22 protein-coding genes are annotated in these 24,185 nt (G+C 38.3%); 10 read left to right on the top strand and 12 right to left on the bottom strand.

The genetic code is table 11. From position 1 onward, the window contains the following. The first annotated feature begins 147 nt into the window (after nucleotides 1-147). The gene (locus ACT53H_RS04405; protein WP_476008699.1) at nucleotides 148-1,197 is read left to right on the top strand and encodes an NADP(H)-dependent aldo-keto reductase; all 1,050 of its coding nucleotides are present in this window, start codon (nucleotides 148-150) and stop codon (nucleotides 1,195-1,197) included. Between the two features lie 51 nt (nucleotides 1,198-1,248). Here ACT53H_RS04405 and ACT53H_RS04410 read toward each other — a convergent pair whose 3' ends face one another. The 6 genes from ACT53H_RS04410 to gap form a co-directional block, all read right to left on the bottom strand. Beyond that, nucleotides 1,249-2,031 (bottom strand): M48 family metallopeptidase, encoded by a 783-nt coding sequence (locus ACT53H_RS04410; protein ID WP_034596647.1) that lies wholly within the window; start codon nucleotides 2,029-2,031, stop codon nucleotides 1,249-1,251. A gap of 117 nt (nucleotides 2,032-2,148) precedes the next feature. Continuing rightward, nucleotides 2,149-2,466, bottom strand: a complete 318-nt coding sequence (locus tag ACT53H_RS04415) for a hypothetical protein (RefSeq protein WP_174741319.1) — start codon at nucleotides 2,464-2,466, stop codon at nucleotides 2,149-2,151. Between the two features lie 123 nt (nucleotides 2,467-2,589). Then, the gene (locus ACT53H_RS04420; protein WP_004793683.1) at nucleotides 2,590-3,909 is read right to left on the bottom strand and encodes an adenylosuccinate synthase; all 1,320 of its coding nucleotides are present in this window, start codon (nucleotides 3,907-3,909) and stop codon (nucleotides 2,590-2,592) included. A 63-nt stretch (nucleotides 3,910-3,972) separates the two neighbouring features. After that, nucleotides 3,973-5,139 (bottom strand): ATP phosphoribosyltransferase regulatory subunit, encoded by a 1,167-nt coding sequence (locus tag ACT53H_RS04425; RefSeq protein ID WP_004793685.1) that lies wholly within the window; start codon nucleotides 5,137-5,139, stop codon nucleotides 3,973-3,975. Nucleotides 5,140-5,322: 183 nt separating this feature from the next. Beyond that, complete coding sequence (locus ACT53H_RS04430) at nucleotides 5,323-6,420, bottom strand: hypothetical protein (protein WP_476008700.1); 1,098 nt, start codon at nucleotides 6,418-6,420, stop codon at nucleotides 5,323-5,325. 166 nt (nucleotides 6,421-6,586) lie between these two features. Continuing rightward, nucleotides 6,587-7,606 carry a type I glyceraldehyde-3-phosphate dehydrogenase gene (gap, locus tag ACT53H_RS04435; RefSeq protein WP_476008701.1) on the bottom strand — a complete coding sequence of 340 codons (1,020 nt, stop codon included), beginning with the start codon at nucleotides 7,604-7,606 and terminating at the stop codon, nucleotides 6,587-6,589. A gap of 270 nt (nucleotides 7,607-7,876) precedes the next feature. On the opposite strand from gap, the gene alaS reads away from it, so the two are divergent. The 3 genes from alaS to csrA all read left to right on the top strand — a co-directional run bounded on the left by alaS (nucleotide 7,877) and on the right by csrA (nucleotide 12,359). Then, nucleotides 7,877-10,513 (top strand): alanine--tRNA ligase, encoded by a 2,637-nt coding sequence (gene alaS / locus ACT53H_RS04440; RefSeq protein WP_476008900.1) that lies wholly within the window; start codon nucleotides 7,877-7,879, stop codon nucleotides 10,511-10,513. Nucleotides 10,514-10,578: 65 nt separating this feature from the next. Further along, nucleotides 10,579-11,859, top strand: coding sequence for an aspartate kinase (locus ACT53H_RS04445; protein ID WP_004793772.1), 1,281 nt, complete (start codon nucleotides 10,579-10,581; stop codon nucleotides 11,857-11,859). A gap of 245 nt (nucleotides 11,860-12,104) precedes the next feature. Continuing rightward, a complete protein-coding gene (csrA, locus tag ACT53H_RS04450; RefSeq protein WP_004793773.1) occupies nucleotides 12,105-12,359 on the top strand; it encodes a carbon storage regulator CsrA in 255 nt (84 codons plus the stop codon). 67 nt (nucleotides 12,360-12,426) lie between these two features. On the opposite strand, the gene rnhB is transcribed toward csrA, so the two are convergent. Together rnhB and ACT53H_RS04460 are read right to left on the bottom strand one after the other, a co-directional pair. Then, nucleotides 12,427-12,993 carry a ribonuclease HII gene (gene rnhB, locus ACT53H_RS04455; protein WP_004793774.1) on the bottom strand — a complete coding sequence of 189 codons (567 nt, stop codon included), beginning with the start codon at nucleotides 12,991-12,993 and terminating at the stop codon, nucleotides 12,427-12,429. Nucleotides 12,994-13,063: 70 nt separating this feature from the next. Next, nucleotides 13,064-13,453 carry a hypothetical protein gene (locus ACT53H_RS04460; RefSeq protein ID WP_004793775.1) on the bottom strand — a complete coding sequence of 130 codons (390 nt, stop codon included), beginning with the start codon at nucleotides 13,451-13,453 and terminating at the stop codon, nucleotides 13,064-13,066. Between the two features lie 236 nt (nucleotides 13,454-13,689). Here ACT53H_RS04460 and ACT53H_RS04465 point away from each other — a divergent pair, with 236 nt between their 5' ends. Continuing rightward, nucleotides 13,690-14,247 carry a cytochrome b gene (locus tag ACT53H_RS04465; RefSeq protein ID WP_312824032.1) on the top strand — a complete coding sequence of 186 codons (558 nt, stop codon included), beginning with the start codon at nucleotides 13,690-13,692 and terminating at the stop codon, nucleotides 14,245-14,247. A 41-nt stretch (nucleotides 14,248-14,288) separates the two neighbouring features. Here the strand turns inward: ACT53H_RS04465 and ACT53H_RS04470 are convergent, their stop codons facing one another. From ACT53H_RS04470 to ACT53H_RS04480, 3 genes are all read right to left on the bottom strand, one after another. Next, nucleotides 14,289-15,287 carry an adenosine deaminase gene (locus tag ACT53H_RS04470; protein WP_476008702.1) on the bottom strand — a complete coding sequence of 333 codons (999 nt, stop codon included), beginning with the start codon at nucleotides 15,285-15,287 and terminating at the stop codon, nucleotides 14,289-14,291. Between the two features lie 116 nt (nucleotides 15,288-15,403). After that, nucleotides 15,404-16,723, bottom strand: a complete 1,320-nt coding sequence (locus tag ACT53H_RS04475) for an NCS2 family permease (RefSeq protein ID WP_004793782.1) — start codon at nucleotides 16,721-16,723, stop codon at nucleotides 15,404-15,406. Nucleotides 16,724-17,028: 305 nt separating this feature from the next. Beyond that, nucleotides 17,029-17,271 (bottom strand): hypothetical protein, encoded by a 243-nt coding sequence (locus ACT53H_RS04480; RefSeq protein WP_004793783.1) that lies wholly within the window; start codon nucleotides 17,269-17,271, stop codon nucleotides 17,029-17,031. A gap of 571 nt (nucleotides 17,272-17,842) precedes the next feature. Here ACT53H_RS04480 and ACT53H_RS04485 point away from each other — a divergent pair. Further along, a complete protein-coding gene (locus tag ACT53H_RS04485) occupies nucleotides 17,843-18,565 on the top strand; it encodes a pirin family protein (protein ID WP_476008703.1) in 723 nt (240 codons plus the stop codon). Nucleotides 18,566-18,642: 77 nt separating this feature from the next. Here the strand turns inward: ACT53H_RS04485 and ACT53H_RS04490 are convergent, their stop codons facing one another. Next, nucleotides 18,643-19,263: a TetR/AcrR family transcriptional regulator gene (locus ACT53H_RS04490; RefSeq protein ID WP_002163161.1), complete on the bottom strand. Its 621-nt coding sequence runs from the start codon at nucleotides 19,261-19,263 to the stop codon at nucleotides 18,643-18,645. Between the two features lie 521 nt (nucleotides 19,264-19,784). Between ACT53H_RS04490 and ACT53H_RS04495 the strand changes: the two genes are divergently transcribed. The 4 genes from ACT53H_RS04495 to ACT53H_RS04510 all read left to right on the top strand — a co-directional run bounded on the left by ACT53H_RS04495 (nucleotide 19,785) and on the right by ACT53H_RS04510 (nucleotide 24,178). Beyond that, nucleotides 19,785-20,744 (top strand): metal-dependent hydrolase, encoded by a 960-nt coding sequence (locus ACT53H_RS04495; RefSeq protein WP_238612477.1) that lies wholly within the window; start codon nucleotides 19,785-19,787, stop codon nucleotides 20,742-20,744. A 65-nt stretch (nucleotides 20,745-20,809) separates the two neighbouring features. Beyond that, nucleotides 20,810-21,643 (top strand): SDR family NAD(P)-dependent oxidoreductase, encoded by an 834-nt coding sequence (locus ACT53H_RS04500; RefSeq protein WP_151963551.1) that lies wholly within the window; start codon nucleotides 20,810-20,812, stop codon nucleotides 21,641-21,643. Nucleotides 21,644-21,665: 22 nt separating this feature from the next. Further along, on the top strand, nucleotides 21,666-23,189 hold the full coding sequence (locus ACT53H_RS04505; RefSeq protein WP_476008704.1) for a flavin-containing monooxygenase: 1,524 nt from the start codon (nucleotides 21,666-21,668) through the stop codon (nucleotides 23,187-23,189). 113 nt (nucleotides 23,190-23,302) lie between these two features. Then, on the top strand, nucleotides 23,303-24,178 hold the full coding sequence (locus tag ACT53H_RS04510; RefSeq protein WP_443271793.1) for a class I SAM-dependent methyltransferase: 876 nt from the start codon (nucleotides 23,303-23,305) through the stop codon (nucleotides 24,176-24,178). The last annotated feature ends 7 nt before the right edge of the window (nucleotides 24,179-24,185 follow it).

Consider the following 24,185-nt stretch of genomic DNA (forward strand, 5'->3'; position numbering starts at 1 on the left):
TTTTAATAAAAAGCAAACTTCGGTTTGCTTTTTTTATATGCAACAATGAGTTAATACACAAAACTTACAAACTATTCTAATTTTATGATTTAAGTTGAATACATATTCTCCGTTAGGCTAACTCAAAATTTCCAAGGATTCCGCTGTATGCAATTTAACCCACTTAGTCGCACAGGCCTCAAGCTTCCAGAAATTTGTTTAGGCACCATGACATTTGGTGAGCAAAACTCTCAGCAAGAAGCATTTGAACAACTCAATTATGCTTTGGCACACGGTTTATATTTTTGGGATACGGCAGAGATGTATTCAGTTCCGCCAAAACCTGAAACCTATGGTGCAACTGAAACAATTATTGGCAATTGGTTTGCCCAAAATGGTCAACGTGACAAAGTCTTTCTTGCCTCTAAAATTGCAGGGCCAGGCTTTGGAGGAACACACATCAGAGAAGGCCATACGCGCTTCCACAGCGATCATATTGCTAAAGCCCTAGATGGCTCCTTGAAACGTCTCCAAACCGACTATATTGACCTTTATCAACTGCATTGGCCTGAACGTCATACCAACTTTTTTGGTACGCTCGCTTATGGCAACCAACAAGCACAAAATGATTACGACACAACACCTCTAGAAGAAACATTACTTGCTCTACAAGAAGAGATTAACCGAGGGCGCATTCGCTATATTGGTTTATCGAATGAAACGCCGTGGGGCACGATGAAATTTTTACATTTGGCTGAAAAGCTGGGTGTAAGTAAATTTGTAAGTGTTCAAAATCCATATAGTCTACTCAACCGCACCTATGAAATAGGTATGTCTGAAATTGCGAAATATGAAGATGTTGGCTTACTTGCCTACTCTCCTCTTGCTTTTGGCTATCTCTCTGGCAAGTTTAGAAATGGTGCTCGTCCTGCTAATGCTCGTGTCACATTATTTCCTCGTTTTAGCCGCTACAGCAACCCTCAAAGCGAATGGGCAACTGAGCAATATGCACAGCTAGCAGAGAAACATGGACTAAGCTTAACTCAAATGGCATTAGCATTTATCAAACAACAATTCTTTGTGACGAGTACCATTATTGGAGCAACTAACCTAGATCAACTTAAAGAAAATATTCAGGCATTTGAAATTGAATTATCTAGTGAAGTTTTACAAGGTATTGAAGCTATTCATACCCAACAACCCAACCCTACCCCATAAACAAAAAACGGATGCTTAAGCATCCGTTTTCTTTTATAAAAAATTTATATCTTATTTACGGCTATTATAAACTGCCATTGCCGCAGGCAAGTTTTTACGCATATCGCCAATACGTTGAGAGTTAGATGGGTGAGTGGACAAGAATGATGAACCACCGCCACCTTCAAGTTTATTCATTTTTTCCCAAAGTGTAATCGCTGCATTTGGATTATAACCTGCACGTGCCATTAGCATTAAGCCGCCTTGATCAGCACGACTTTCCAAGCTACGAGAATATGGCAAGCCTACACCCACTTGTGAACCTAACTGAGCCGCAGCCGACCCTAGTTGCCCCACATTACCACCATTAATCTGACTTAAGCCAATATTTAATGCTAAATCAGTTAAAGCTTGAGCACCAATTTTACTTTTCGCATGCTCTTCTAAGGCGTGAGTCATTTCATGCCCCATAACAGCTGCAATTTCAGCATCTGTCAGGTTCAATTTATTCACAATACCTGTATAGAACACCACTTTACCACCAGGTGCAACATAAGCATTAATTGTATCTGATTTCAACACCGCTAACTGCCAGCTAAATGGCTGACCAGTCTGATTCATCTGGTTCGCATATGGTTTTAAACGGTTAAATACAGCATTAATACGGTTATATGTACTAGAACTTGTATCGAGAGCACCCTTACCACGTGCTTCCTGCACCATCTTATTAAAACCTTGAGCAGATTGAGCATTTAAGGTTGCTGTATCTGCGCCTGCCATGTCCGCTACTGTTGCACAGCCAGAAATGGTCATCACACTTGCTGCACACAAGCTTAAAAAGAGTTTTTTATTCATCAACATGGATCACCTAATTCGTTAAAAAAGCTGTTTATTCTTTTGTACTTATTATAAGAAATCCCGCTTATGCTTTGAATGTCTCATTCCTTCATGATCATAGTATTTATGTAACGATCAAGTCGATAAAGTCATCAAATAAATCCAAAAAATCAAACATATTACATTTAAGCCAAGATAAACATGACTTAAGGTTTTAACTTTCTCTTCAAGATTAGGACTTTCCCTTTTCCAGAGTAAATAGCTATTTTGTATGAGTACCACAGGAATTAACACACATGCGAACAAAACTGACAAGCTCATAAAAGCAGTTATAAAGAAATCTTCATGATATGTTTGTCCATAAATGACCAGCATAGCCAGCGTTGGAGATCCACCAATAGCAAATAAAAACGAATAGAAAATTGTTTTTGAAATAGTCGGTTGTAGCTTCATCCTGAGCCCCTCATCCCTCATCTATGTACATAAAGTTTTAATCTGAATTAAGCAAAACGAAAACTGCACTTTAGTCGGGTATAAAAAAGCCCCCTTTTAGGAGGCCTTTTTAATCTTTGCTAATTAAGCAGAGAATGGATGACGTAAAACAATTGTTTCTGCACGGTCTGGACCAGTTGAAACGATATCAATCGGACATTCGATTAATTGTTCAATACGCTTCACATAAGCTAAAGCATTTGCTGGTAATTGATCAATACTGGTTAAACCAACAGTCGATTCGCTCCAACCTGGCATAGTTTCATAAATTGGTTTCAAGCATTCAAAAGAAACCGCATCAGAAGAACCTACACAGCCTGAATCTGTATTTTCATAGCCCACACAGATTTTTACTTCTTCTAAACCATCTAGAACGTCTAGTTTAGTTAAGCAAATACCAGAAAGTGAGTTTACATCTACAGAACGGCGAAGGATTTCAGCATCAAACCAACCACAGCGACGTTGACGACCAGTAGAAGCACCAAATTCATGACCCACTGTACCAAGGTGTTTACCCACTGGGTCACCAGCATCAGCTGCTGCATCGTAAACCAATTCAGTTGGGAATGGGCCAGCACCTACACGTGTTGTATAAGCTTTAGTAATACCTAATACATAATCAAGATGTAAAGGTCCCATACCTGAACCAGAGCTTACGCCACCAGCAGTTGTATTTGAACTTGTAACGTATGGATAAGTACCGTGGTCAATATCTAGAAGTGAGCCTTGAGCTCCTTCAAACATTACAGCCTTACCTTCTTTGCGATAGTCATGCAACACTTTAGTAACATCAACTACTAATGGAGCAAGAACTTCACGCCATTGGTTGCAAAGAGCCAATACATCTTCAAATTTAACAGCTTCTACACCGTAGAACTGAGTTAATTGGAAGTTATGTAACTCAAGCATTTCTTGGAGTTTTTCTTCTAATGCCGCGCCACCACGAACAAGGTCAGCAACTCGCACTGCACGGCGAGCTACTTTATCTTCGTAAGCAGGACCAATACCACGACCTGTAGTACCGATTTTAGCATTACCACGTTTCTTTTCACGTGCCTGATCAAGTGCAATGTGGTTAGGCAAAATAAGTGGACAGTTTGGAGAAATACGTAGGCGTTCTTTAACAGGAACACCTTCAGCTTCCAAAATTCCCATTTCTTCAATTAATGCTGCTGGTGAAAGCACCACGCCATTACCAATTAAGCACAATACGTTTTCACGTAAAATACCTGATGGAATGAGGTGCAATACAGTCTTTTTACCACCTACGACAAGAGTATGACCTGCGTTATGTCCGCCTTGATAACGTACTACCGCAGCCGCCTGATCTGTGAGCAGGTCGACGATTTTACCTTTACCTTCGTCGCCCCATTGGGTACCAAGTACCACAACATTCTTGCCCATAATAGCCTCATTACATCATGCTGTTAAAATTGGAAACCATCAGTAAAAATTTACCGTTGGCGTTTAAATCTTTTCAATATTCCATTGACCATTTTGCGACACCAGTTGATGTGTTGCATAAGGAATAGAAGTTAAATCATCATTACCTAACAATTGAACGACACGTAAACCTTGAGCACGTGCATTCGAAATTGCTGAGAGTAAATCTTGTTCTGAGCCTTTTGGAGCAACAACAGTTTCTATTTCGGCGAACTGATTTGCACCTAAAGCATATAAATCGCAACTGAAGCCAGTAGCAGGACGTGCACGACCAAAGTGCTCACCAATACCATCGTAACGACCACCCTGCGCTAACGGCGCAGCACGGTTCGGCGCATATACTGCATACATTAAGCCCGTGTGATAGTGATAACTACGTAGCTCTACAACATCAATACCGATATTGAGATTTGGCCAACGCCCTTTAATTTGCTCAAGCGTCGTCTTCAGAGCATCTAATGCTGACTTAAATTCAGCATCTTGCAAAATATTGGCACTTAAATTCGTCTGTAATGCTTCTAGATCACTAGAATAACGACCAAGCGCATAGAAATCAGAACCCATGTTAAGGCTTTGAGTAAACTCTGCTAACTCTGGCAATGCTTTTCTTTGATAAAGATCAGACAGTTCATGTTCTTCATTTTTTGACAGGCCAGCATACTTTACTAGACTACGGAACAACCCTACATGGCCCAAATCTAAATGCGCGCCTTGTAAGGTATAGATGTTCTCAATCAATCCCAGCATAACATCGACCATTTCGACATCAGCTTCGATGCTGTCATGGCCATATAACTCTGCACCTAATTGCAAAGGTGCACGTGTGGCATTGAAGTTTTGTGGTTTAGTATGTAATACAGTCCCTGAATAACAGTAACGAGCAACACCTTCAACTGGTCTTACATGTGCATCAATACGTGCAACTTGTGGCGTCATATCAGCACGAACACCGAGTAAACGGCCTGAGAGCTGATCAATAACCTTAAAAGTTACTAAATCCAAGTCTTGATTTGATTCTGATAATGAAGACAACGATTCGATGTATTCGATAAATGGTGTATATACCAATTGATAACCTCGCACCGCAAGGAAATCTAAAGCTTCACGGCGAAGTTTTTCAATGACTTGTGCCTGTTCCGGCAATACATCTGCTACCCCGTCAGGTAGCAACCATGTCTCTGAAATGGTCATATTTCAAGCCTAAAATCTGATCAACGTGGAACGACCCCACATAAAAAAATCGGGAACACACCCGATTTCTCTTAGTGTAGCATGATAGTTTCTGCCATGCACCTGACAATTTGCATAAATCTTTCTTAATAAACTCTAAAGTCAAAAAGAAGATTTAAACAATTAATAATAATATTCAATATCTTACTTTGCTTCATTTATATCATAGACAAAAGTTCTTCGACCAAAGAAAGGGCCAATATCTGAACTATCACCTTGTTTCCAGTTAACCAAATTGAGCTTTTGAATAGCTTGAACTGCTTGAGTATTAAAAGCAAAGCAACCTTTTTCAAGATTTGCAATATCTAGTTTCTGATTAAAAATTAACTTTTCTTTGATAGGATTATCTGAAGAGCTTTCTTCAAACTTTTTCAGCCAGTTACGTTCATACTCTAAGCTTTGATCTACATTCCATAATGCAGATTGCACTAACACAGCATTAGCTGTCTGATTCTGGCTATTTCCGACTAAGCCAAAAGTATTAATAATATTTTTATTACTTAGCAAGAATATCCAGTCAAACCCATGCCATTTGCCACTTTCTAAGTGATAATCAGCTTTATTATCAAAGAAATTTACGCCCTCATAGTCTTTAATTATTTTTTCGCGTTCTTGGATAAAACTACGGTTAGTAAAAGTAGAGATGTAATTAATATATGGCTGGTTCCATTGAGTCTCTTTTAAACGATAACAATAACTATTTTTAGGAAATGTCGCAGTATTATAATTTTGATAGAATTTAATTAAATTTTGATTAGGGTAACCATTCTGATCGACATTAAAATTTATATTCTCTCTAAAACCTGGTAATACACGATCAAAGATCTTTTCACCATCCAACTTCACAATTTCAAAATTTAAATTTTGTTTCAAATCAGGGGTTAGCTCATAACTCCAACTACTAGGAGTTAACCTTTTTACAATATTTGTTTGGAGTGTACCTCTATTTAGAATCTTTTCTTCGGTAAAAATTTCTTTTTCTAAAGGTTGGTTATGTGAGTTGGAAAAAAATATTTCATTATTGTTAATTGAATATTGACTAATTTCAAAAGAATCACTATAGACCTCTGAAGAAAAATTCGTAGGCTGATAATAAACTTGGTAAATTTTGTCTTCTTTTTCTAAATTATTTTCAGCCTGACCATTGGTATTTTGATCTGAGCTTTCACCACCACAAGCAGTTAAAATAATAGTAGATGTAAAAATTAAAAAAACACTTATTCTTTTTAAATTAAATTTCATATGAACTCTATAATTAAAATTTTAATGTTTTCGAATCATACAAATAGATATAATTTTACACAACACTAATATTTATAATTTTCATTATTTTTAACTTTTTATACTTCAAATTAATAATTATAAAAAGGATGTTTATTCAACATCCTTTTTTACTTTAATTCACTTTTCAGAAAGAATCGCACAAATCTAATAATCGATTTGCATAACCCCATTCATTATCGTACCAAGCAAATACTTTAGCTTGATGCCCCACAACCATAGTTTGAGTTAAATCAACAATGAGTGAATAAGGAGAATGGTTAAAATCGCTTGAAACTAACGGCTCATCAGTCACTGCCATAATTTCCGCATAGTCTGTTTGAGACGCTTTAATTAGCAATTCATTAATATGATGCACAGTAATTGGAGATTGCGCGATAAAAGTTAAGTCAATTGCAGCCACATTAATAGTAGGTACCCGAATTGAATAACCGTCTATGCGTTCTTCCATTTTAGGCATAACACGTTTTAATGCACCGAGTGCACTAGATGTGGTCGGAATAATATTTTGTCCTGAAGCTCTAGCGCGGCGCAAATCACGATGTGCGTGATCGAGTACAGATTGGTCTGCCGTTACTGCATGAATTTCGGTCATAAGCGCTGTTTCAATACCAAAAGCATCATCAATGATTTTCACCAATGGAACTAAAGCCTGCGTAGTACATGAAACGCTTGATATGATCTGATCAGTCACTTTCACTTCATGATGGTTCACACCATAAACAATGGCTGCATCGACATGATCAAAAGGTGCTGCCCCAATAATGACACGCTTCGCCCCTGCTTGTAGATGACGCGTTGCATCAGCGTGAGAACGGAACAGTCCTGTACACTCAAGTACCACATCAATATCTAAACTAGACCATGGTAAAAGTTCGGGTTGTTTTTGGTTTAAAACCTCAACTTTTAGCGTTCGTTGATTTGACTGAATATTCAAAAAAACTTTTTCATTTTCAATGAATATTTCCACATTTCCATTGAAGCGACCATGTGTTGAGTCATATTTAAATAAATGCACTAATGTTTGCACATCAGCTATGTCGTTAATCGCCACGATTTCAAATTGAAATTGTTTTGAGCTCTCAAACCAGGCACGTAAAACATTACGTCCAATTCGGCCAAACCCATTAATGGCGATACGTTGCATGACCTATCCTTATCTACAAAACTACAGGCTAAAGAAGGCATATAGTAAAGCACGTCACGCCCAATTGAATATAGATTTTTAGCCAAATCACAGTTTTGTAAGATATTCCTTTTAAAATCGTTGGTTCGGTGGGGTTTTTCCGCTACAATTTAGCGTTTTTAAAAAATAAGCCCCGTATCACATGCTAAGGTTTGGCATAAAACAAACAGGCATTGATACATTTAGCCAAATTCGAAAATATGGAGTGACTTGGTTGTGAGTACTCGTTTAATGACATCTGCTGAAATTCGTGAAGCATTTTTGCGCTACTTTGAGACGCAAGGGCATACACGTGTCGCGTCGAGTTCTCTTGTTCCTGCCAACGACCCAACTTTATTATTTACAAATGCTGGGATGAACCAGTTTAAAGACTGCTTCTTAGGTCTTGAAAAACGTGACTATGTACGTGCAACTACATCACAAAAATGTGTACGTGCTGGCGGTAAACACAATGACTTAGACAACGTTGGTTACACTGCTCGTCACCATACATTCTTTGAAATGTTAGGTAATTTCTCATTTGGTGATTATTTCAAACGTGATGCACTTAAATTCGCTTGGGAATTTCTGACTAGCGATGAATGGTTAGCTCTTCCTAAAGACCGTTTATATGCGACCGTTTATCACACCGATGATGAAGCTTACGACATCTGGAACAAAGAAATTGGTTTAGCGCCTGAACGTATTATCCGTATTGGTGATAATAAAGGCGAAAAATACGCATCTGATAACTTCTGGGCAATGGGCGATACAGGTCCATGTGGTCCATGTTCTGAAATTTTCTTTGACCATGGTGATCACATTTGGGGTGGTTTACCAGGTACACCTGAAGAAGATGGCGACCGTTTCATTGAAATCTGGAACAACGTTTTCATGCAGTTCAATCGTACTGCTGACGGCGTGCTTCACCCTCTCCCTGCTCCATCTGTTGATACAGGTATGGGCTTAGAACGTATCTCTGCTGTATTGCAACATGTTAATTCAAACTACGACATTGACCTGTTCCAACACTTATTAAAAGCTGCTGCAAACATTATTGATATTGAAGACGAAGGTCAGCCTTCTTTACGTGTAGTTGCAGACCATGCGCGTTCATGCTGTTTCTTAATTGCTGATGGTGTAAACCCAAGCAATGAAGGTCGCGGTTATGTACTACGCCGTATTATCCGCCGCGCTGTGCGTCACGGTAATAAGCTTGGTGCAACTGGTACGTTCTTCTACAAAATGTTGCAACCTTTAATCGAAGTTATGGGTGAGGCTTATCCTGAACTCGCAGCTCGTAAAGATGTGATTGAAGCAACTTTAGTTCGTGAAGAAGAACAGTTTGCAAAAACACTTGAGCAAGGTTTAAAACTACTTGAAGGTGAACTTGCTCAGTTAAAAGACAAGACTATTCCTGGTGCAACAGTCTTCAAACTTTACGACACTTACGGCTTCCCAACAGACTTAACTGCTGATATTGCACGTGAACGTGACTTTATTATTGACGAAGCTGGTTTTGAAGTAGAAATGGCTGCTCAGCGTCAACGTGCTCGTGATGCTGGTAAATTCGCTATTGACTATAACAGCATTGTACAAGTTGAAGGCGAAACTCAGTTTGACGGTTACATCAACACCACTGGTCAAGGCCAAATTGTAGCGATCTACAAAGATGGCGTACAAGTTGATGAAGTTTCTGAAGGCGACGAAGCACTTATCGTTTTAAACCAGACTCCTTTCTATGCAGAAAGTGGTGGTCAGATTGGTGACACAGGTATCTTCAAAAACGAAACTGGTATTTTTGAAGTTCAAGATACCAAAAAGTCAGGCGGTGCCTTTGTTCATCAAGGTATTGTGACCGTTGGTAACCTTAAAGCTGATCAAAACGTTGAAGCGATTGTTAAAGCAGATATTCGTGAAGCTACTGCGCGCAACCACTCGGCAACTCACTTATTACATGCTGCTCTACGTCAAATCTTAGGTTCACACGTACAACAAAAAGGTTCTTTAGTTGCAAGTGATATCTTACGTTTTGACTTTGCTAACGACCAACCCGTAACTTTTGAACAGTTACAACAGGTTGAGCGTTTGGTAAATGCAGAAATTATTGCAAATACAGCTGTAACTACTGAACTCCTTGACATCGAAGCGGCAAAAGCTAAAGGTGCCATGATGTTGTTCGGTGAAAAATACGGTAACGAAGTTCGTGTTCTCGCTATGGGTTCAGTGATTGATGAGAAAAACTTCTCAATTGAACTTTGTGGTGGTATTCACGTTAAGCGTACAGGTGATATTGGTTTATTTAAAATCACTTCTGAAGGCGGCGTAGCTGCTGGGGTACGTCGTATTGAAGCGGTTACAGGTACTAAAGCTTTAGATGTAGTACAAAAAACTGATGCTGATATCCAGCACATTAATGGCTTATTAAAAGCACAGAAAGACCAAACTGTTGAGCGTGTACAGGCTAACGTAGAACTTGTTTCTGCATTACAAAAGCAGATTGAACAGCTCAATCAGAAATTGGCAAACTTCCAAGCGTCAGAATTGATTGATCAGGTACAAACGATTTCTGGTCGTCAAACGCTTATTACCACTGTTCAAGGTGTAGACGCGAAATCACTTCGCAACTTACACGACAGTGTTAAATCAAAATTAGAGAACGCGGTTATTGTGTTAGCTGGTGTAGAGGGTGACAAAGTTAGCCTACTTGCTTCAGTTGCATCACAATACACTGCAAATCTAAAAGCAGGTGACATCATCAAGCATCTAGCAACCGAGTTAGGTGGTAAAGGTGGTGGTAAACCTGACTTAGCACAAGGTGGCGCGCCACTTAACGAGAAGTTTGGACAAGTTATTGCTGCATTACCTGCATGGCTTGAACAAAAATAAGACTTCACTTTTTGTGTAACTGACCCTGAAAAGCCTCTCAGGGTCATGGCTTATATGGAAAAACTATGGCATTAATCGTTCAAAAATATGGCGGTACTTCTATGGGTACCCCCGAGCGCATTTTAAATGTTGCTCGTCGTGTTAAGCGTTGGCATGATCACGGTCACAAGGTTGTTGTGGTTGTATCTGCAATGAGTGGTGAAACAAACCGCTTACTTGCTCTCGCTAAAGCCATTACCGAAACACCTGACCCACGCGAGTTAGACCAAATGGTTTCAACCGGTGAACAGGTGACGATTTCCATGTTAGCTATGGCACTTAATTCGATTGGTGTGGAAGCTAAATCCTATACCGGACGTCAAGTCGGTATTAAAACTGACAGTGCATTTACCAAAGCGCGTATTGAGTCTATTGATACAGATGTCATGACCAATGACCTAGATGCAGGCCGTGTTATTGTTGTTGCAGGTTTCCAAGGCTTTGACGCTAATGGAAATATCACAACGCTAGGCCGCGGTGGTTCAGATACTTCTGGTGTTGCTCTTGCTGCTGCCCTAAAAGCAGATGAATGCCAAATTTACACTGACGTAGATGGCGTTTACACCACTGACCCGCGTGTTGCTCCTAAAGCCAAAAAAATTGACCGTATTTCTTTTGAAGAAATGCTAGAAATGGCTTCATTAGGTTCAAAAGTTTTACAAATTCGCTCAGTAGAATTTGCCGGAAAATATCAAGTTCCTTTACGTGTATTATCAAGTTTTGATAATGATAACGACGGCGCATTTGACGAAGAATTTAAAGAAAATGTAGGTACACTCATTACGACTGAGGCGGAAGATACTATGGAACAGCCAATTATTGCAGGTATTGCTTTTAACCGTGACGAAGCAAAATTAACGATTTTAGGTGTACCTGATGAACCGGGTATTGCTTCTAAAATTTTATCACCAGTAAGTGATGCCAATATTGAAGTCGACATGATAGTGCAAAATGTTGAAGAAGATGGTACAACAGATTTCACTTTCACTGTAAACCGTGTTGATTTAGCGAAAGCTGAAAAAATCTTAAACGAAACTGCCAAAAATATTGGTGCACGTGAAGTTTCAACACGTGATGACATCGTTAAAGTGTCTATCGTAGGTGTAGGTATGCGTTCACATGCAGGTGTAGCGAGCAAGATGTTCACTGCCCTAGCTGACGAAGGTATCAACATTCTTATGATTTCAACTTCTGAAATTAAAGTTTCTGTCATTATTGATGAGAAATATCTTGAACTTGCTGTTCGTTGTCTACATACCGCTTTTGGTTTAGATCGTGAACATGGTGAAAGCAGCGCCCGCGCTTAATTTTACCAAACGGTCAATAATTCATTAAAAAATGTTTACTTGTCCGACAATAATCAAAGAAAACACAGAGCCGCTATAGTTTTTTTTATAGCGGCTCTGTTATATTAAACGGAAAGTTTTTTGGCAGTGATTATCAAAATATGACTTTGTTCTCATATTTCTGTTAGAATCTGACTGAAAACTGAGGTTGAGCTTTTATTTGGGTACCAATATTGCAGTTTTAAGCGTTTAGCAAGGAGATAAACATGCTGATTCTGACCCGCCGTGTCGGGGAAACATTAATGATTGGGGATCAAGTCAGTGTTACTGTGCTTGGCGTCAAAGGAAACCAGGTTCGTATTGGTGTGAATGCACCAAAAGAGGTTTCTGTTCATCGCGAAGAAATTTATCAACGTATTCAACATGAACGTGCAATGCATGAACACCTTCAACATCTTGATCAAGATTATCAAGTTTCTTTTGAAGATGATAATTATGCACAGAAAAACTTCAATCGTTAATATGAAGTTATTCTCTCCCTAATTAAAGCGACTTTCTAGTCGCTTTAAATTTTTTAGGACTTAGTATTTATAGGCCTAGAGCACGTTTAACAGGAGCATAGCTGCGGCGGTGCTGATCAATTACCCCATGCGCTGCAATCGCTTCAAAATGCGCTTTAGTTGGGTATCCTTTATGTTTGGCAAAACCAAATAATGGATATTGCTGATCTAATTCTGCCATTTGTCGGTCACGTGTAACCTTTGCCAAAATACTCGCAGCACTGATCTCAGGATGACTCGCATCTCCCCCAACAATAGCTTCACAAGGAATAATGATTCCTTTTGGAATTTGATTCCCATCTACAATCACTTTTTGTGGTTGAGCTTTTAAACCATCAACTGCACGTTGCATGGCCAAAAAAGTCGCTTGTAAAATATTTAATTCATCAATTTCAGCGTGCGTTGCTTCTGCAATTGACCAAGCTAAAGCTTTTTCTTGTATTTCAATAAACAACTTTTCACGTTTCTTTTCAGTTAATTTTTTAGAATCATTTAATCCCTCAATTGGATTATTCGGATCTAAAATAACAGCCGCTGCCACAACGGAACCTACTAATGGACCACGTCCCGCCTCATCTACACCAGCAATAAACATTTACTCTTCACCTTTAAACAAAAGAGGCTGATCAATAGTAATCAGCCTTCTTTAATACAAAAATCATTAATTACTTTTGTAAAGCTTCTGCCACACACTCATTTACAGTTTTTGAAACCACTTGGTTTACAATTGTAGCACGTGCATTTACATCAAATGCAGCTGCTGCTAATTCTACTGCCGTTACGCTATTTGGTGCCTTTTCGCTCACACAACCACAAACATTCGTTTGAATGCTATCACGTTGCTCAGCAGTCATAAGCTTTGTTGCTGTTTTCCAAGCTGCAACATTATTAATCTCTGTAATACATTTCGCATTTACAGCAACTTTTAATGCAGCAACACCCAACTGCTGAGTTGTTGTTTGTGCAGAAGTAGCGCCTGTACCCGTACCTGTAGTCGTTGCACATGCTGTTAAAGCTAAAACAACTGGCGCTAGAGCGAGCATCAATTTTTTCATCATTTTTTCCTTTGATTGAACGTTGGCAGCGCGTATTGTGCCTAAACTCGACTTTAGAAGAAACAAATAATTTGATGCATTTATGCAATCTTTTTCCCCATCATAACTCAGCTCATCAAATGCATTTTTCCTTAAACGTTCTGTTTTTAGCACGCTCTGTTACATTTAAAACATTTCTCAAAATCAGTGCTTTCTCATAAAATTGAAAATCAAAACGACAAAAAAATAGGTTTTTTATGCCTGCTGTTTCATCTCAGTATTACACCCGTACCGCACAAATCCTGCATTGGGTGATGGCAATCATTTTCATCGCAGCATGGGCTATTGGTTTCTATAGTGGAAATTTTTTAAGTTATGATGTTGATGGTCCCTTTAAAGGCGATGTCATTACGCTGCACAAAAATATTGCGACCACCATTATCTTTTTGGTGATTATCCGGATTTTATGGCGCTATACACATCCAGCTCCAAAACTACCTGACACCATGTCTCCAATGATGAAAACTTTGGCACATGTTGGTCATCTATTGCTTTATGTGATTTTGGTGGCTTTACCTGTCACTGGTTGTTTATTTAGCTGGAGCGCTGGTCACCCTGCCCCTGTTTTATATTTATTTGAAATTCCGCGTTTAGTACAAGATAACCCAGAGCTTTTAGCTATCGTTAAACCTTTACATATTTATATTTCTTGGTTTGCAGGCTTGCTGATTGTTGGGCATGTACTAGCTGCTTTAAAACATCACTTTGTTGATAAAGACAATATTTTAAATAGTATGACCAAACAACCTAAATAAAACGTATGTAAAAAAACCGCCTGAGATAGGCGGTTTTTTATTTAGATTTTTTGGATTTCTGCAATCCACTTTTGTTTTTCTTCATCTGAAATGAAAGAGGCTTCAAAAGAGTTAATTGCGAGTTGCTTCAACTCATCATTGTTTAAGTCTAAAGCTTGTTGGATGGCAAAGAAATTATCATTCATATATCCACCGAAATATGAAGGATCGTCTGAGTTAACCGTCACGTGTACGCCTTTTTGCAATAGACGACGGATATTATGATCTTTCATATCCTTAACAACACATAGCTTTAAGTTACTTAAAGGGCAAACAGTTAAAGGCATTTTTTCGTTAATTAAACGCGCCATTAATTGTTCGTCTTCTTCAGAACGTACACCATGATCAATACGATTCACTTTGAGTAGATCTAAAGCTTCCCATACATATTCAGGTGGGCCTTCTTCGCCAGCGTGAGCAACGATTAAGAAACCTTCTTCACGCGCCTTAGCAAAAACACGTTCAAATTTAGCTGGCGGATGCCCTACTTCGCTTGAATCGAGGCCTACAGCAATAATGTCTTGTTTAAATGGCAAAGCCTGTTCAAGTGTTTCAAATGCAGCGTCTTCACTTAAATGACGTAAGAAACACATAATCAGTTGAGAGCTGATACCAAACTTAGCTTTAGCATCTGCGCAAGCACGCTTTAAACCGCTAATCACTGTTGAGAACGCAACACCACGGTCAGTGTGGGTTTGGGGGTCAAAGAACATTTCTGTATGAACGACATGATCTTCGGCACATTTCTCAAAATAGGCCCATGCTAAATCATAAAAGTCTTGTTCATGTACAAGAACATTTGCACCAGCATAGTAAATATCTAAAAATGATTGAAGATTATGAAAGTTATAAGCTTGCTTTACTTCTTCAACAGATTTGTAAGGAATCTGAATCTGATTGCGCTGGGCAATTGCAAACATTAATTCAGGTTCAAAAGTCCCTTCAATATGTACATGCAATTCGGCTTTTGGTAAGGCGCGAATCAGCTCGACTTGATTCATATTAACTCCACATCTAAAGAAAAAAGGGTGTGGTCAAAATCACACCCTTTTATAATTTTCTTCTTATTAAAAACTATGTCTAAGATAGCTCAAGAAGAAAATTATAAAAAATCATATTAACCGCCAAACGCGATAAATTTAAATACCCAAAGCGCAGCAATAATCCATACCATGTACGGTACAGTTTTTGCCTTACCCGTGAATAATTTAACTAATGCATAGCTAATAAAGCCCATTGCAATACCATCAGCAATTGAATAGGTAAATGGCATAAATACAATAGTTAAAAAGGCTGGAACAGCTTCAGTAATATCATCCCAATCGATATGAGTGATACCTTGAATCATCAACACACCAATGAACAATAAAGCTGGCGCCGTTGCAAAACCCGGTACCGATTGAGCAAGAGGTGCTAAAAATAAACAACAGATAAATAAAACTGCAACCACAACAGCCGTTAAACCAGTACGTCCACCCGCTGCTACACCTGAAGCTGACTCAATATATGGTGTAGTTGAAGATGTACCTAATGCAGCACCAGCAACAATTGCAGTAGAGTCTGCAAATAATGCTTTCTTCAAACGAGGTAATTTACCGTCTTGTAAAAGACCCGCACGGTGTGAAACACCAACCAAAGTACCTGTACTATCAAACAAATCGACAATAAAGAATACAAAGATGACTCCGACCATACTTGCTGTAAATAGACCTTTAAAGTCCATTTGCATAAATGTTGGTGCAATTGAAGGGATTTGGCCCACTACACCTTTAAATTCGTTTAGACCTAAAGCAGTAGCAATACCTGTAACGACTAAAATACTAATAATGATTGCACCGCGAATCTTCAACTGATGCAAAACTACAATCATTAAAAATCCGAATAGCGCTAATAATACTGTAGGCTGTTTGATATCACCCAAACCGACTAATGTCGCTTGGTTATCAACAATGATTCCAGCATTTTTTAGTGCAATCAGTGCTAGGAATAAACCAATACCCCCACCGATTGCAAATTTAAGCGACATCGGAATCGCATTGACAATCGCTTCACGAATTTTAAAGAAGCTAATTGCAAGAAAAACAAGGCCTGAAACAAAAACAGCCGCTAAAGCTGTTTGCCATGGCACGCCCATCCCCATACAAACCGAGTAGGTAAAGTAAGCGTTTAAACCCATACCAGGGGCCAGTGCGATTGGATAATTTGCAATGATCCCCATTACTAAACATCCGATTGCTGCTGCCAAACAGGTCGCAACGAATACGGCACCATGATCCATGCCGGTTTCAGATAAAATGAGTGGATTGACAATAATGATGTAACACATCGTTAGGAATGTAGTTACACCAGCAAGAACTTCAGTTCGGAAAGTGGTTTTATTGTCGCTTAACTTAAATAAACGCTCTAACCAGCCTGCCGAAGAATTGGGCGCTGCCATAAGTAGCCTCTATGCAAAATCTGAACTGTGGAATATTTACGTCTATGTAGGTCGCTGAACAATATTGTTTTTCTGTTCAGCCCTATAAACAAGAATCTCAAACTTATGAAGCAACAAATATGCCACTCATTTGATGTCTATTTTCATACATAGGAAATAGCCACAGCCCCTCTTGAAACACAAAAAAGCTGCATAACCCCTATGCAGCTTTTTTACTATACGTTCAATAAGTTTAACAGATTCAACAGAAACATGATCAAAATTTATGAAAAGATATGACCAATGACACTGTAAAATTTAGAAGTTTATAGCTCAATGCTGCTAGAAAATAATTTTTTTTCGCCAATATATTCTTGCATATTATAAGAAGCTAAATTGCTGTGATGAGCATGATTTGGATTACGTTCGATACTTTGTAGGTTTCTTTCAGCTTCTTGTATGATCCGCATGAGCTCTTGATGTCTTTTATTTTGACTATCTAAATAGGCCCAATACCCTAATACAAAGACAATACTCACACACAACACTATTAATACTTTATTGATCATTATTATTATCTCTATGTTTTTAATGTTAACGATCTTAACAAAAAATTATAGCTTTGTGAATATTTTCACATTTATTTACAATAACGCACTCTCACTCAAATTATTGAAAAGAAAGGTGATTTTAAATCCATCATTTAAATAAGCAATAAATACAAAACATTTCCATTGAAAAGTAACTTTATTTCAAAACAGTTTAGGTTTAGTTATTTTTAATATTAGCTTTTTATTCATTTTTATTATTAAGCTCCTTTAAATACACATTGTAGACTAATGTGTATATAGCATGAAATATCTCTAAATTTTTTACCGATTAAATAGGCTAAAAAGATTCATTTTTCTTTCAATTGTTTTATTTAAAAGTGTTTGGTGATCTTACTATTTCTCAAATTTCATCTTTAGCTTTAAAGGTAAATTTCAATTTTAACCAAAATAGCTTTTTTTCTTAGTCAACAAATAATTTTCATTTAATCGTTCTAAAAATCGTACCAAGCTTTCCATTTTCAGTGCTTTATTACAATAAACGCTACGATAAACTACGCTCAGATAGAAAATTAAATCAGGAGAATACATCATGTTTGATATGCGTTTATCTCACGAGCGTGGTGCAGCACATCATGGTTGGTTACAAACAAAACATAGCTTTTCATTTGCTAACTATTGGGATCCTAAACAAGTTGGTTTTTCTGATCTACTTGTAATTAACGATGATAACGTTGCTCCATCTAAAGGCTTTGGTACTCACCCTCACCGCAATATGGAAATTATTTCGTATGTACTTGAAGGTGCATTAGAGCATAAAGACTCAATGGGTACAGGCTCTGTGATTGTGCCAGGTGACATTCAGCTCATGAGTGCGGGTCGTGGTGTTGCTCATAGTGAATTTAACCATTCAGCTCAAGAAGGCGTTCATTTCTTGCAAATTTGGGTTGTTCCAAATGAAGTGAATACAGATCCGGGCTATCAACAAGTTCATATTGATGAAGCAGACAAACGCGGTAAATTGCATTTGATCATCTCACCGAAAGGTGGCGAGAAAACTTTATCGATCAAACAAGACATTAATATTTACTCAGGTCTTTTTGATGGTGAAGAAACTGCTGAATTTGTGATTCCTGAGGGTCGATATGTTTATCTACACGTTGCCAAAGGTCGTGTTGATGTAAATGGTAAAACATTTAACACTGGCGATGCTGCACGTATTCGTGAAGGCGGAAGTTTATCGTTTACCAATGGTGATAACGCCGAAATTTTGATTTTCGATATGCGTCCTGAAGAAGTTCCAACCATGCCATAATGCAACTAAGCCCTCGCATAAAATTTATGTGGGGGCTTGTTTATTGTTGATCGGACTTATAAAAATTCTAACTCAGCTCAATGTTCTTCTGAACGTGCCATCTCTGTATTGATATAGCTCATAATCATCGTGGTTAGCCCCTGCACCATTTCATCAAAACTAATATAAGGGTTTGGCAAAATAAGATGCCGCGCGACATTAAAAATTCCACTATTGATACAAATGTAGGTAATTACAGGCAAATTATTGATTTTTAGATATTTAGGATTGTGCATCATATATTTCATGATGACTTCCATTAAGGCCTGTTCAATTTTGGGAATGTATTTATCGTACTGCAATTCTCCTGCATAACGTAAAACGGTTAAGTAACGGTCATTATTTTTCTTTAATAAATCACTAAAAGTATAAAAAATCATTTCGATAACAGGCTCTAATTCCAGCTGTAAAATCGTCGGCGTAAGCTCTGTAATCATGTCCAGAATTTCCCGAACAAAAAAATGATTCATCGCATCATAAATTTCTTCTTTATTTTTAAAATATTCGTATAAAGACCCGACACTCACGCCTGCAATTTCTGCAATATGACGTGTTGTAGTACCACTTGGTCCATGAAGTGCCACTGCAATAAAACCTGCTTCAATAATCGTGTCGACAGTGACTTTGGCTCGAGTTTGACGAGGTTTACGCGTAGTCATACGATCTAATCAATAATCCGAACATAAAGTCAGATTAGCATGTAATTCGACTGGGTAGAAATAAAAAAAAAATCCGAATAGTTGTCAAACTTAGCGAAAAAAATTTAGAAAAACATTCCCAGAGCCATGAGTGAATATGTGTTTCAAGTGGCTATTTTATTAGCTTAAATATAAATTAATTTATTATTTTTCAAATATATAAAATCAAATCAATTAAAAATTTTACTGCAAAAAATGTCTACAAAATACTTTTATATATTTAAAAATTTACCCGAATTGAATCCGAACATAATGTCAGATTAATATGAAAAAATTAAAGAAGAGTCATTAAGTAGCTCTTGTCTACATCGGCTCTTCTTCCGTTATTCAGCCAAATAATCAAACAAATAACGGAGCAACAACACCGTAGTCAATGCAGAAAATCATCTGTTTTTGAAAATGGAATTTTATAGTGCTTTGTTGATCATTGAGTTTATCGATTTTCATCAAAATGCACCACTACTTTGCCTCAGGGTGTCGCCATGATCTCGACCGCAGTTAAAAAATCATTCAACAAACTTAAATTTCAGCGTGAAATTGAAGTACCCGATTTTGCTAGCAAAAGTTCTATTCCAATTCGTCACTTAAATATTGGTTTTGATGGTAAGGAAATTGATGTCAGATTCTATATGGACAACCAATTTGCTACTTTATTTTTTGCCACACTTTCGGTGTTTTTAACCTATGGTGAGGATCTGGTAATTGAAACCGCTCGTCATCACCGTGAATTTATCAAAGATCCTATATTGAAACAGCGAGTTACTTCGCTGATTGGCCAAGAAGCAATTCACTCAAAATTGCACAATGAATATAACGATGCTCTTCAAGATGCTGAATATCCTGTTGCGCTATATCGTTTTCTTGGTTCGAACTTCTTTAAATATGTATTTTTGAAATTTCCACAACCACTAAAATTGTCAATGATGGCGGGTATTGAGCATTTTACTGCGGTACTTGCTGAATACATGATGAAGCATGAAAAGAATTTCTACTACTCAAATGATGAGAAAAGCCGTGCATTGTGGATGTGGCACATGCTTGAAGAATCTGAACATAAAGACATTGCCTATGATGTTTATCAACTCTTAAATGGTAGCTATCCATTACGAGCTTCTGGGTTCATTCTAGCTCTCATTACCATTTTAGGTTTAATTCCTGCGACTACATTATTTGTGCCTGTATTAAGAAAGCCGCAAGAGATGCTGACTTTAAAATTCTGGAAAGATGCTCGTCGCGGTGTAGGCTTAATCTTTGGTCCAAAAGATGGAGTATTCGGTAGTACGATTGGTCAAATTCTTGACTACTTACGTCCAAACTTTCATCCAAATGATCATGATACAACTGAGTATCTTGAGTATTACAAAAAGAAATTGCTGACCGAAGGCGGTGCAATTGCTCCTTATTTTGTTAAAGAATTTACCCCACCAGTACGCATGTCTTAATCGTCCTGCATTTCCAGCTATCGAACAGATAGCTGGTATCTCTTCAAGCTATTTATGGATGAATCATGATTTTATTTGGCAAAAAGAAAGTTAAACCAAGCCAAAAAGCTTATGCCGTAGTAACGGGTGCAGGCAGTGGGATTGGTCGAAGTTTTGCAATGGAACTTGCGAAACGTGGTGGCAGCGTAGTGTGTGCAGATATTAATCTCGAAGCTGCTGAAGAAACAGTAAAACTTCTTGAACAAGAAGGCGCCAAAGCTTTTGCTATGCGTTGTGATGTGGGTAATGCAGAACAGGTTAATCATCTAGCTGAAACTGCTGAAATCTTACTTGGGCATCCTGTGACTCTTGTCATTAATAATGCCGGTGTCGGTTTGGGTGGTAAGTTTGATGAGCTAAGCCTAGAAGACTGGAATTGGGTTATGAATATTAACCTTTGGGGTGTTATTCACGGTTGCCATGCCTTTGTTCCAAAGTTTAAAAAGCTAGGTTACGGCGCGATTATTAATGTGGCCTCTGCTGCATCTTACACTGCTGCACCAGAAATGACCGCTTATAACGTGACTAAAGCGGGTGTACGCGCGCTTTCAGAAACGCTCTCAGCTGAACTGCATAAGTTTAATATTAAAGTGAATGTACTCTGCCCGACGCTGGTTCCAACCAATATCATTAAAAATGGCCGAATTCCCGGACGCTATTCAAAACTAGCAGACCATGCGCTGATGAACTATGCCTTCACCACAAGTGACGATGTTGCAAGATTAACGCTTAATCGCCTTGATCAGGATGAGTTGTATACCATTCCTCAAATTGATGCAAAGTTATTCTGGCTCATGAAACGTGCATCTCCAAGCTTGTATAACAAGTTCCTTGGCACATCGTACAAATTATTTAAATAAGAAATTTATAGGTAGTACACATATGACTGCTCAAATGAAAACAAATGCTTCAGCAAAAAAAGCTGTCAAATCACCAAACCATATTTTCGATACTTTTATTGTGGGTGCTGGCATTTCAGGTATTGCCGCTGCCATTCGCCTAGATCAAGTTGGTTATACCAATTATAAGATTATTGAAAAAGCTGGCCGCGTGGGTGGAACATGGCGTGAAAACACCTATCCAGGTTGTGGTTGCGATGTACCTTCTGCTCTTTATTCCTACTCATTTGCACCAAGTGCAAAATGGAGCCATTTATTTGCGCGCCAACCAGAAATCTTAAGCTATCTGGAAGATGTGAGTAACGAGTTTAATGTTACCTCTAAAATTGAGTTTAATAGCGAACTGCTCAACGCAGCGTGGGATGACTCACGTCATGTGTGGGTACTTGATACCAGTACTGGTCAATATTTATCTAAAACCGTTATTTTTGCCACAGGTCCAATTACCGAAGCTCAAATTCCACGTCTTGAAGGCTTAGAAACATTTAAAGGCGAGATGTTCCATTCTGCTAAATGGAACCATGATTATGATTTGACAGGTAAACGCATTGCCGTGATTGGTACTGGCGCATCTGCCATTCAATTTGTGCCACAAATTCAACCAAAAGCGAAAGAGCTGTTTGTATTCCAACGTACAGCACCTTGGGTACTACCAAAACCAGATACAGACTTGGGCGAATTTAGTAAATCAGTGATTGCTAAATATCCGTCTATTCAGGCGAGCTGGCGTAAAAGTGTAGCGTTAACGCTGAATGCAATTAACTTTGGTTTACGTAATCCACTTGCATTAAAACCAATAAATGTATTGGGTAAGCAATTACTTAAATTACAGATTAATGATCCTGTGCTACGTAAAAACGTAACGCCAAACTTTGATATTGGTTGTAAACGTATTTTATTCGCTAACAATTATTATCCAGCGCTACAAGCACCAAACACCACCCTAATCCCTCATGGTTTAGTGAAAGTTGAAGGCAATACGGTGGTTGCTGCCAATGGTGAACGCCACGAAGTTGATGTGATTATTTGGGGTACAGGCTTTGAAGTATCTCACCCGCCAATTGGTAAACGTGTCCATAATGAAAAAGGTCAATGTTTACAAGATATATGGAAAGATAGCTCACCAGAAGCTTACTTGGGGACCAACATTGAAAATGTACCAAATGCATTTTTAGTTTTAGGGCCTAACGTACTGGTCTATGACTCTTTCATTGGTTTGGCAGAAGCACAGCTCGACTATATCGTAGATGGCTTATTGAAAATTAAAAACAAAGGAATTAGCAAGATAAATGTTAAATCTGATGTGATTAAAAAGCATAACGATTTAGTGCAAAAACACCTAAAAACGACTGTATTTAATAGCGGCGGCTGTAAGAGTTACTACCTTGATGCCAACGGACGTAACTTTGCTGCATGGCCTTGGTCATTGAAAAAGCTGAAACAACGTTTGAAAAAAGTAGATTTGAAAGATTATGAAGTGACGTATCAAACCACAAAAACTCACTAATTTGTAATTTCAATCAAATCAGTTGTAAGAAATAGGCAGTGTATTTTAGGTTTTCATGAAATACACTGCCTTCTTCGTTGAATATCTTCAAGAAATAAAAAAACAGGATAAAGATGAAAGAAGGTCAATCAAGTCGTACCGCTGAAGCTGCTGCTGCATTACGGGCCAATCATTTTCAGAACACAAAGAACCCCATATTTTCAGACCCTTATGCTTTTGAGCTAACCAGTAAAGGCTGGAAAAAACTTCTCTCTAATTCACTGATTGTTAAGGTCATGAATTCTGCGGTTTTAAACCGTACTTTAGGTCTACTTACTGGGCAAGTGGTCGGGCGCTCGCGTTATGCCGAAGATTTACTTGATCAGGCAGTTCAACAGAACACTCAACAATATGTATTGGTGGGTGCTGGCCTAGACTCTTTTGCCCTACGCGAGTCTCATCATTACCCTGCTTTGAAAATCTTTGAAGTAGACCATCCTGATACTCAAGCTGCCAAACAGGCCAAGCTAAAAAAACTAGGAAATATTCCTGCTACCGTTGATTTTGTCGCGATTAACTTTGAAAAAGAGTCTATTTCGGAAGCTTTGATTAGAAGTCTCTATGAGCCAACCGCTCCTGCTTTTTTTTCGTGGTTAGGCACAACACACTATTTAAACCCTCAAACCACTTTGCAAACTTTAAAAAGTATTGCTGAATTTGCTGCAAACGGTAGTGAAGTTGTACTCGACTATTCAACTGATTTCCAAGAATTGAATGGTATCGAGCGACTTGGAAGTATGGGCGTTGCACAGTTTACCCACTTGCTGAAAGAGCCTTTATTGGGACAATTTAAACCAATAGATTTACATCAGGCCGTGGAGCAAATGGGATTTGAAGTAGTCGAAGATCTTTCAGGCGAAGCAATTACTGAACGTTATTTTAATGCACGAATAGATGAGATTCGTCACACCTCAGCAACGCGTTTATTACATTTGCGGTTAGCGAAATAAAATATGT

This window comes from Acinetobacter sp. DMC2, assembly GCF_056314305.1.

Bases quoted from the DNA above. Each gene is read 5' to 3' on its own strand.
- ACT53H_RS04500 (WP_151963551.1), top strand. From the start codon at position 20,810: ATGATTTTATTTGGCAAAAAGAAAGTTAAACCAAGCCAAAAAGCTTAT.
- ACT53H_RS04485 (WP_476008703.1), top strand. From the start codon at position 17,843: ATGTTTGATATGCGTTTATCTCACGAGCGTGGTGCAGCACATCATGGT.
- ACT53H_RS04490 (WP_002163161.1), bottom strand. From the start codon at position 19,263: ATGACTACGCGTAAACCTCGTCAAACTCGAGCCAAAGTCACTGTCGAC.
- ACT53H_RS04480 (WP_004793783.1), bottom strand. From the start codon at position 17,271: ATGATCAATAAAGTATTAATAGTGTTGTGTGTGAGTATTGTCTTTGTA.
- ACT53H_RS04405 (WP_476008699.1), top strand. From the start codon at position 148: ATGCAATTTAACCCACTTAGTCGCACAGGCCTCAAGCTTCCAGAAATT.
- ACT53H_RS04420 (WP_004793683.1), bottom strand. From the start codon at position 3,909: ATGGGCAAGAATGTTGTGGTACTTGGTACCCAATGGGGCGACGAAGGT.
- ACT53H_RS04430 (WP_476008700.1), bottom strand. From the start codon at position 6,420: ATGAAATTTAATTTAAAAAGAATAAGTGTTTTTTTAATTTTTACATCT.
- alaS (WP_476008900.1), top strand. From the start codon at position 7,877: ATGACATCTGCTGAAATTCGTGAAGCATTTTTGCGCTACTTTGAGACG.
- ACT53H_RS04415 (WP_174741319.1), bottom strand. From the start codon at position 2,466: ATGAAGCTACAACCGACTATTTCAAAAACAATTTTCTATTCGTTTTTA.
- rnhB (WP_004793774.1), bottom strand. From the start codon at position 12,993: ATGTTTATTGCTGGTGTAGATGAGGCGGGACGTGGTCCATTAGTAGGT.
- ACT53H_RS04445 (WP_004793772.1), top strand. From the start codon at position 10,579: ATGGCATTAATCGTTCAAAAATATGGCGGTACTTCTATGGGTACCCCC.
- ACT53H_RS04470 (WP_476008702.1), bottom strand. From the start codon at position 15,287: ATGAATCAAGTCGAGCTGATTCGCGCCTTACCAAAAGCCGAATTGCAT.
- ACT53H_RS04495 (WP_238612477.1), top strand. From the start codon at position 19,785: ATGATCTCGACCGCAGTTAAAAAATCATTCAACAAACTTAAATTTCAG.
- ACT53H_RS04465 (WP_312824032.1), top strand. From the start codon at position 13,690: ATGCCTGCTGTTTCATCTCAGTATTACACCCGTACCGCACAAATCCTG.
- ACT53H_RS04425 (WP_004793685.1), bottom strand. From the start codon at position 5,139: ATGACCATTTCAGAGACATGGTTGCTACCTGACGGGGTAGCAGATGTA.
- ACT53H_RS04410 (WP_034596647.1), bottom strand. From the start codon at position 2,031: ATGAATAAAAAACTCTTTTTAAGCTTGTGTGCAGCAAGTGTGATGACC.
- ACT53H_RS04460 (WP_004793775.1), bottom strand. From the start codon at position 13,453: ATGAAAAAATTGATGCTCGCTCTAGCGCCAGTTGTTTTAGCTTTAACA.
- ACT53H_RS04505 (WP_476008704.1), top strand. From the start codon at position 21,666: ATGACTGCTCAAATGAAAACAAATGCTTCAGCAAAAAAAGCTGTCAAA.
- ACT53H_RS04475 (WP_004793782.1), bottom strand. From the start codon at position 16,723: ATGGCAGCGCCCAATTCTTCGGCAGGCTGGTTAGAGCGTTTATTTAAG.
- gap (WP_476008701.1), bottom strand. From the start codon at position 7,606: ATGCAACGTATCGCCATTAATGGGTTTGGCCGAATTGGACGTAATGTT.
- csrA (WP_004793773.1), top strand. From the start codon at position 12,105: ATGCTGATTCTGACCCGCCGTGTCGGGGAAACATTAATGATTGGGGAT.
- ACT53H_RS04510 (WP_443271793.1), top strand. From the start codon at position 23,303: ATGAAAGAAGGTCAATCAAGTCGTACCGCTGAAGCTGCTGCTGCATTA.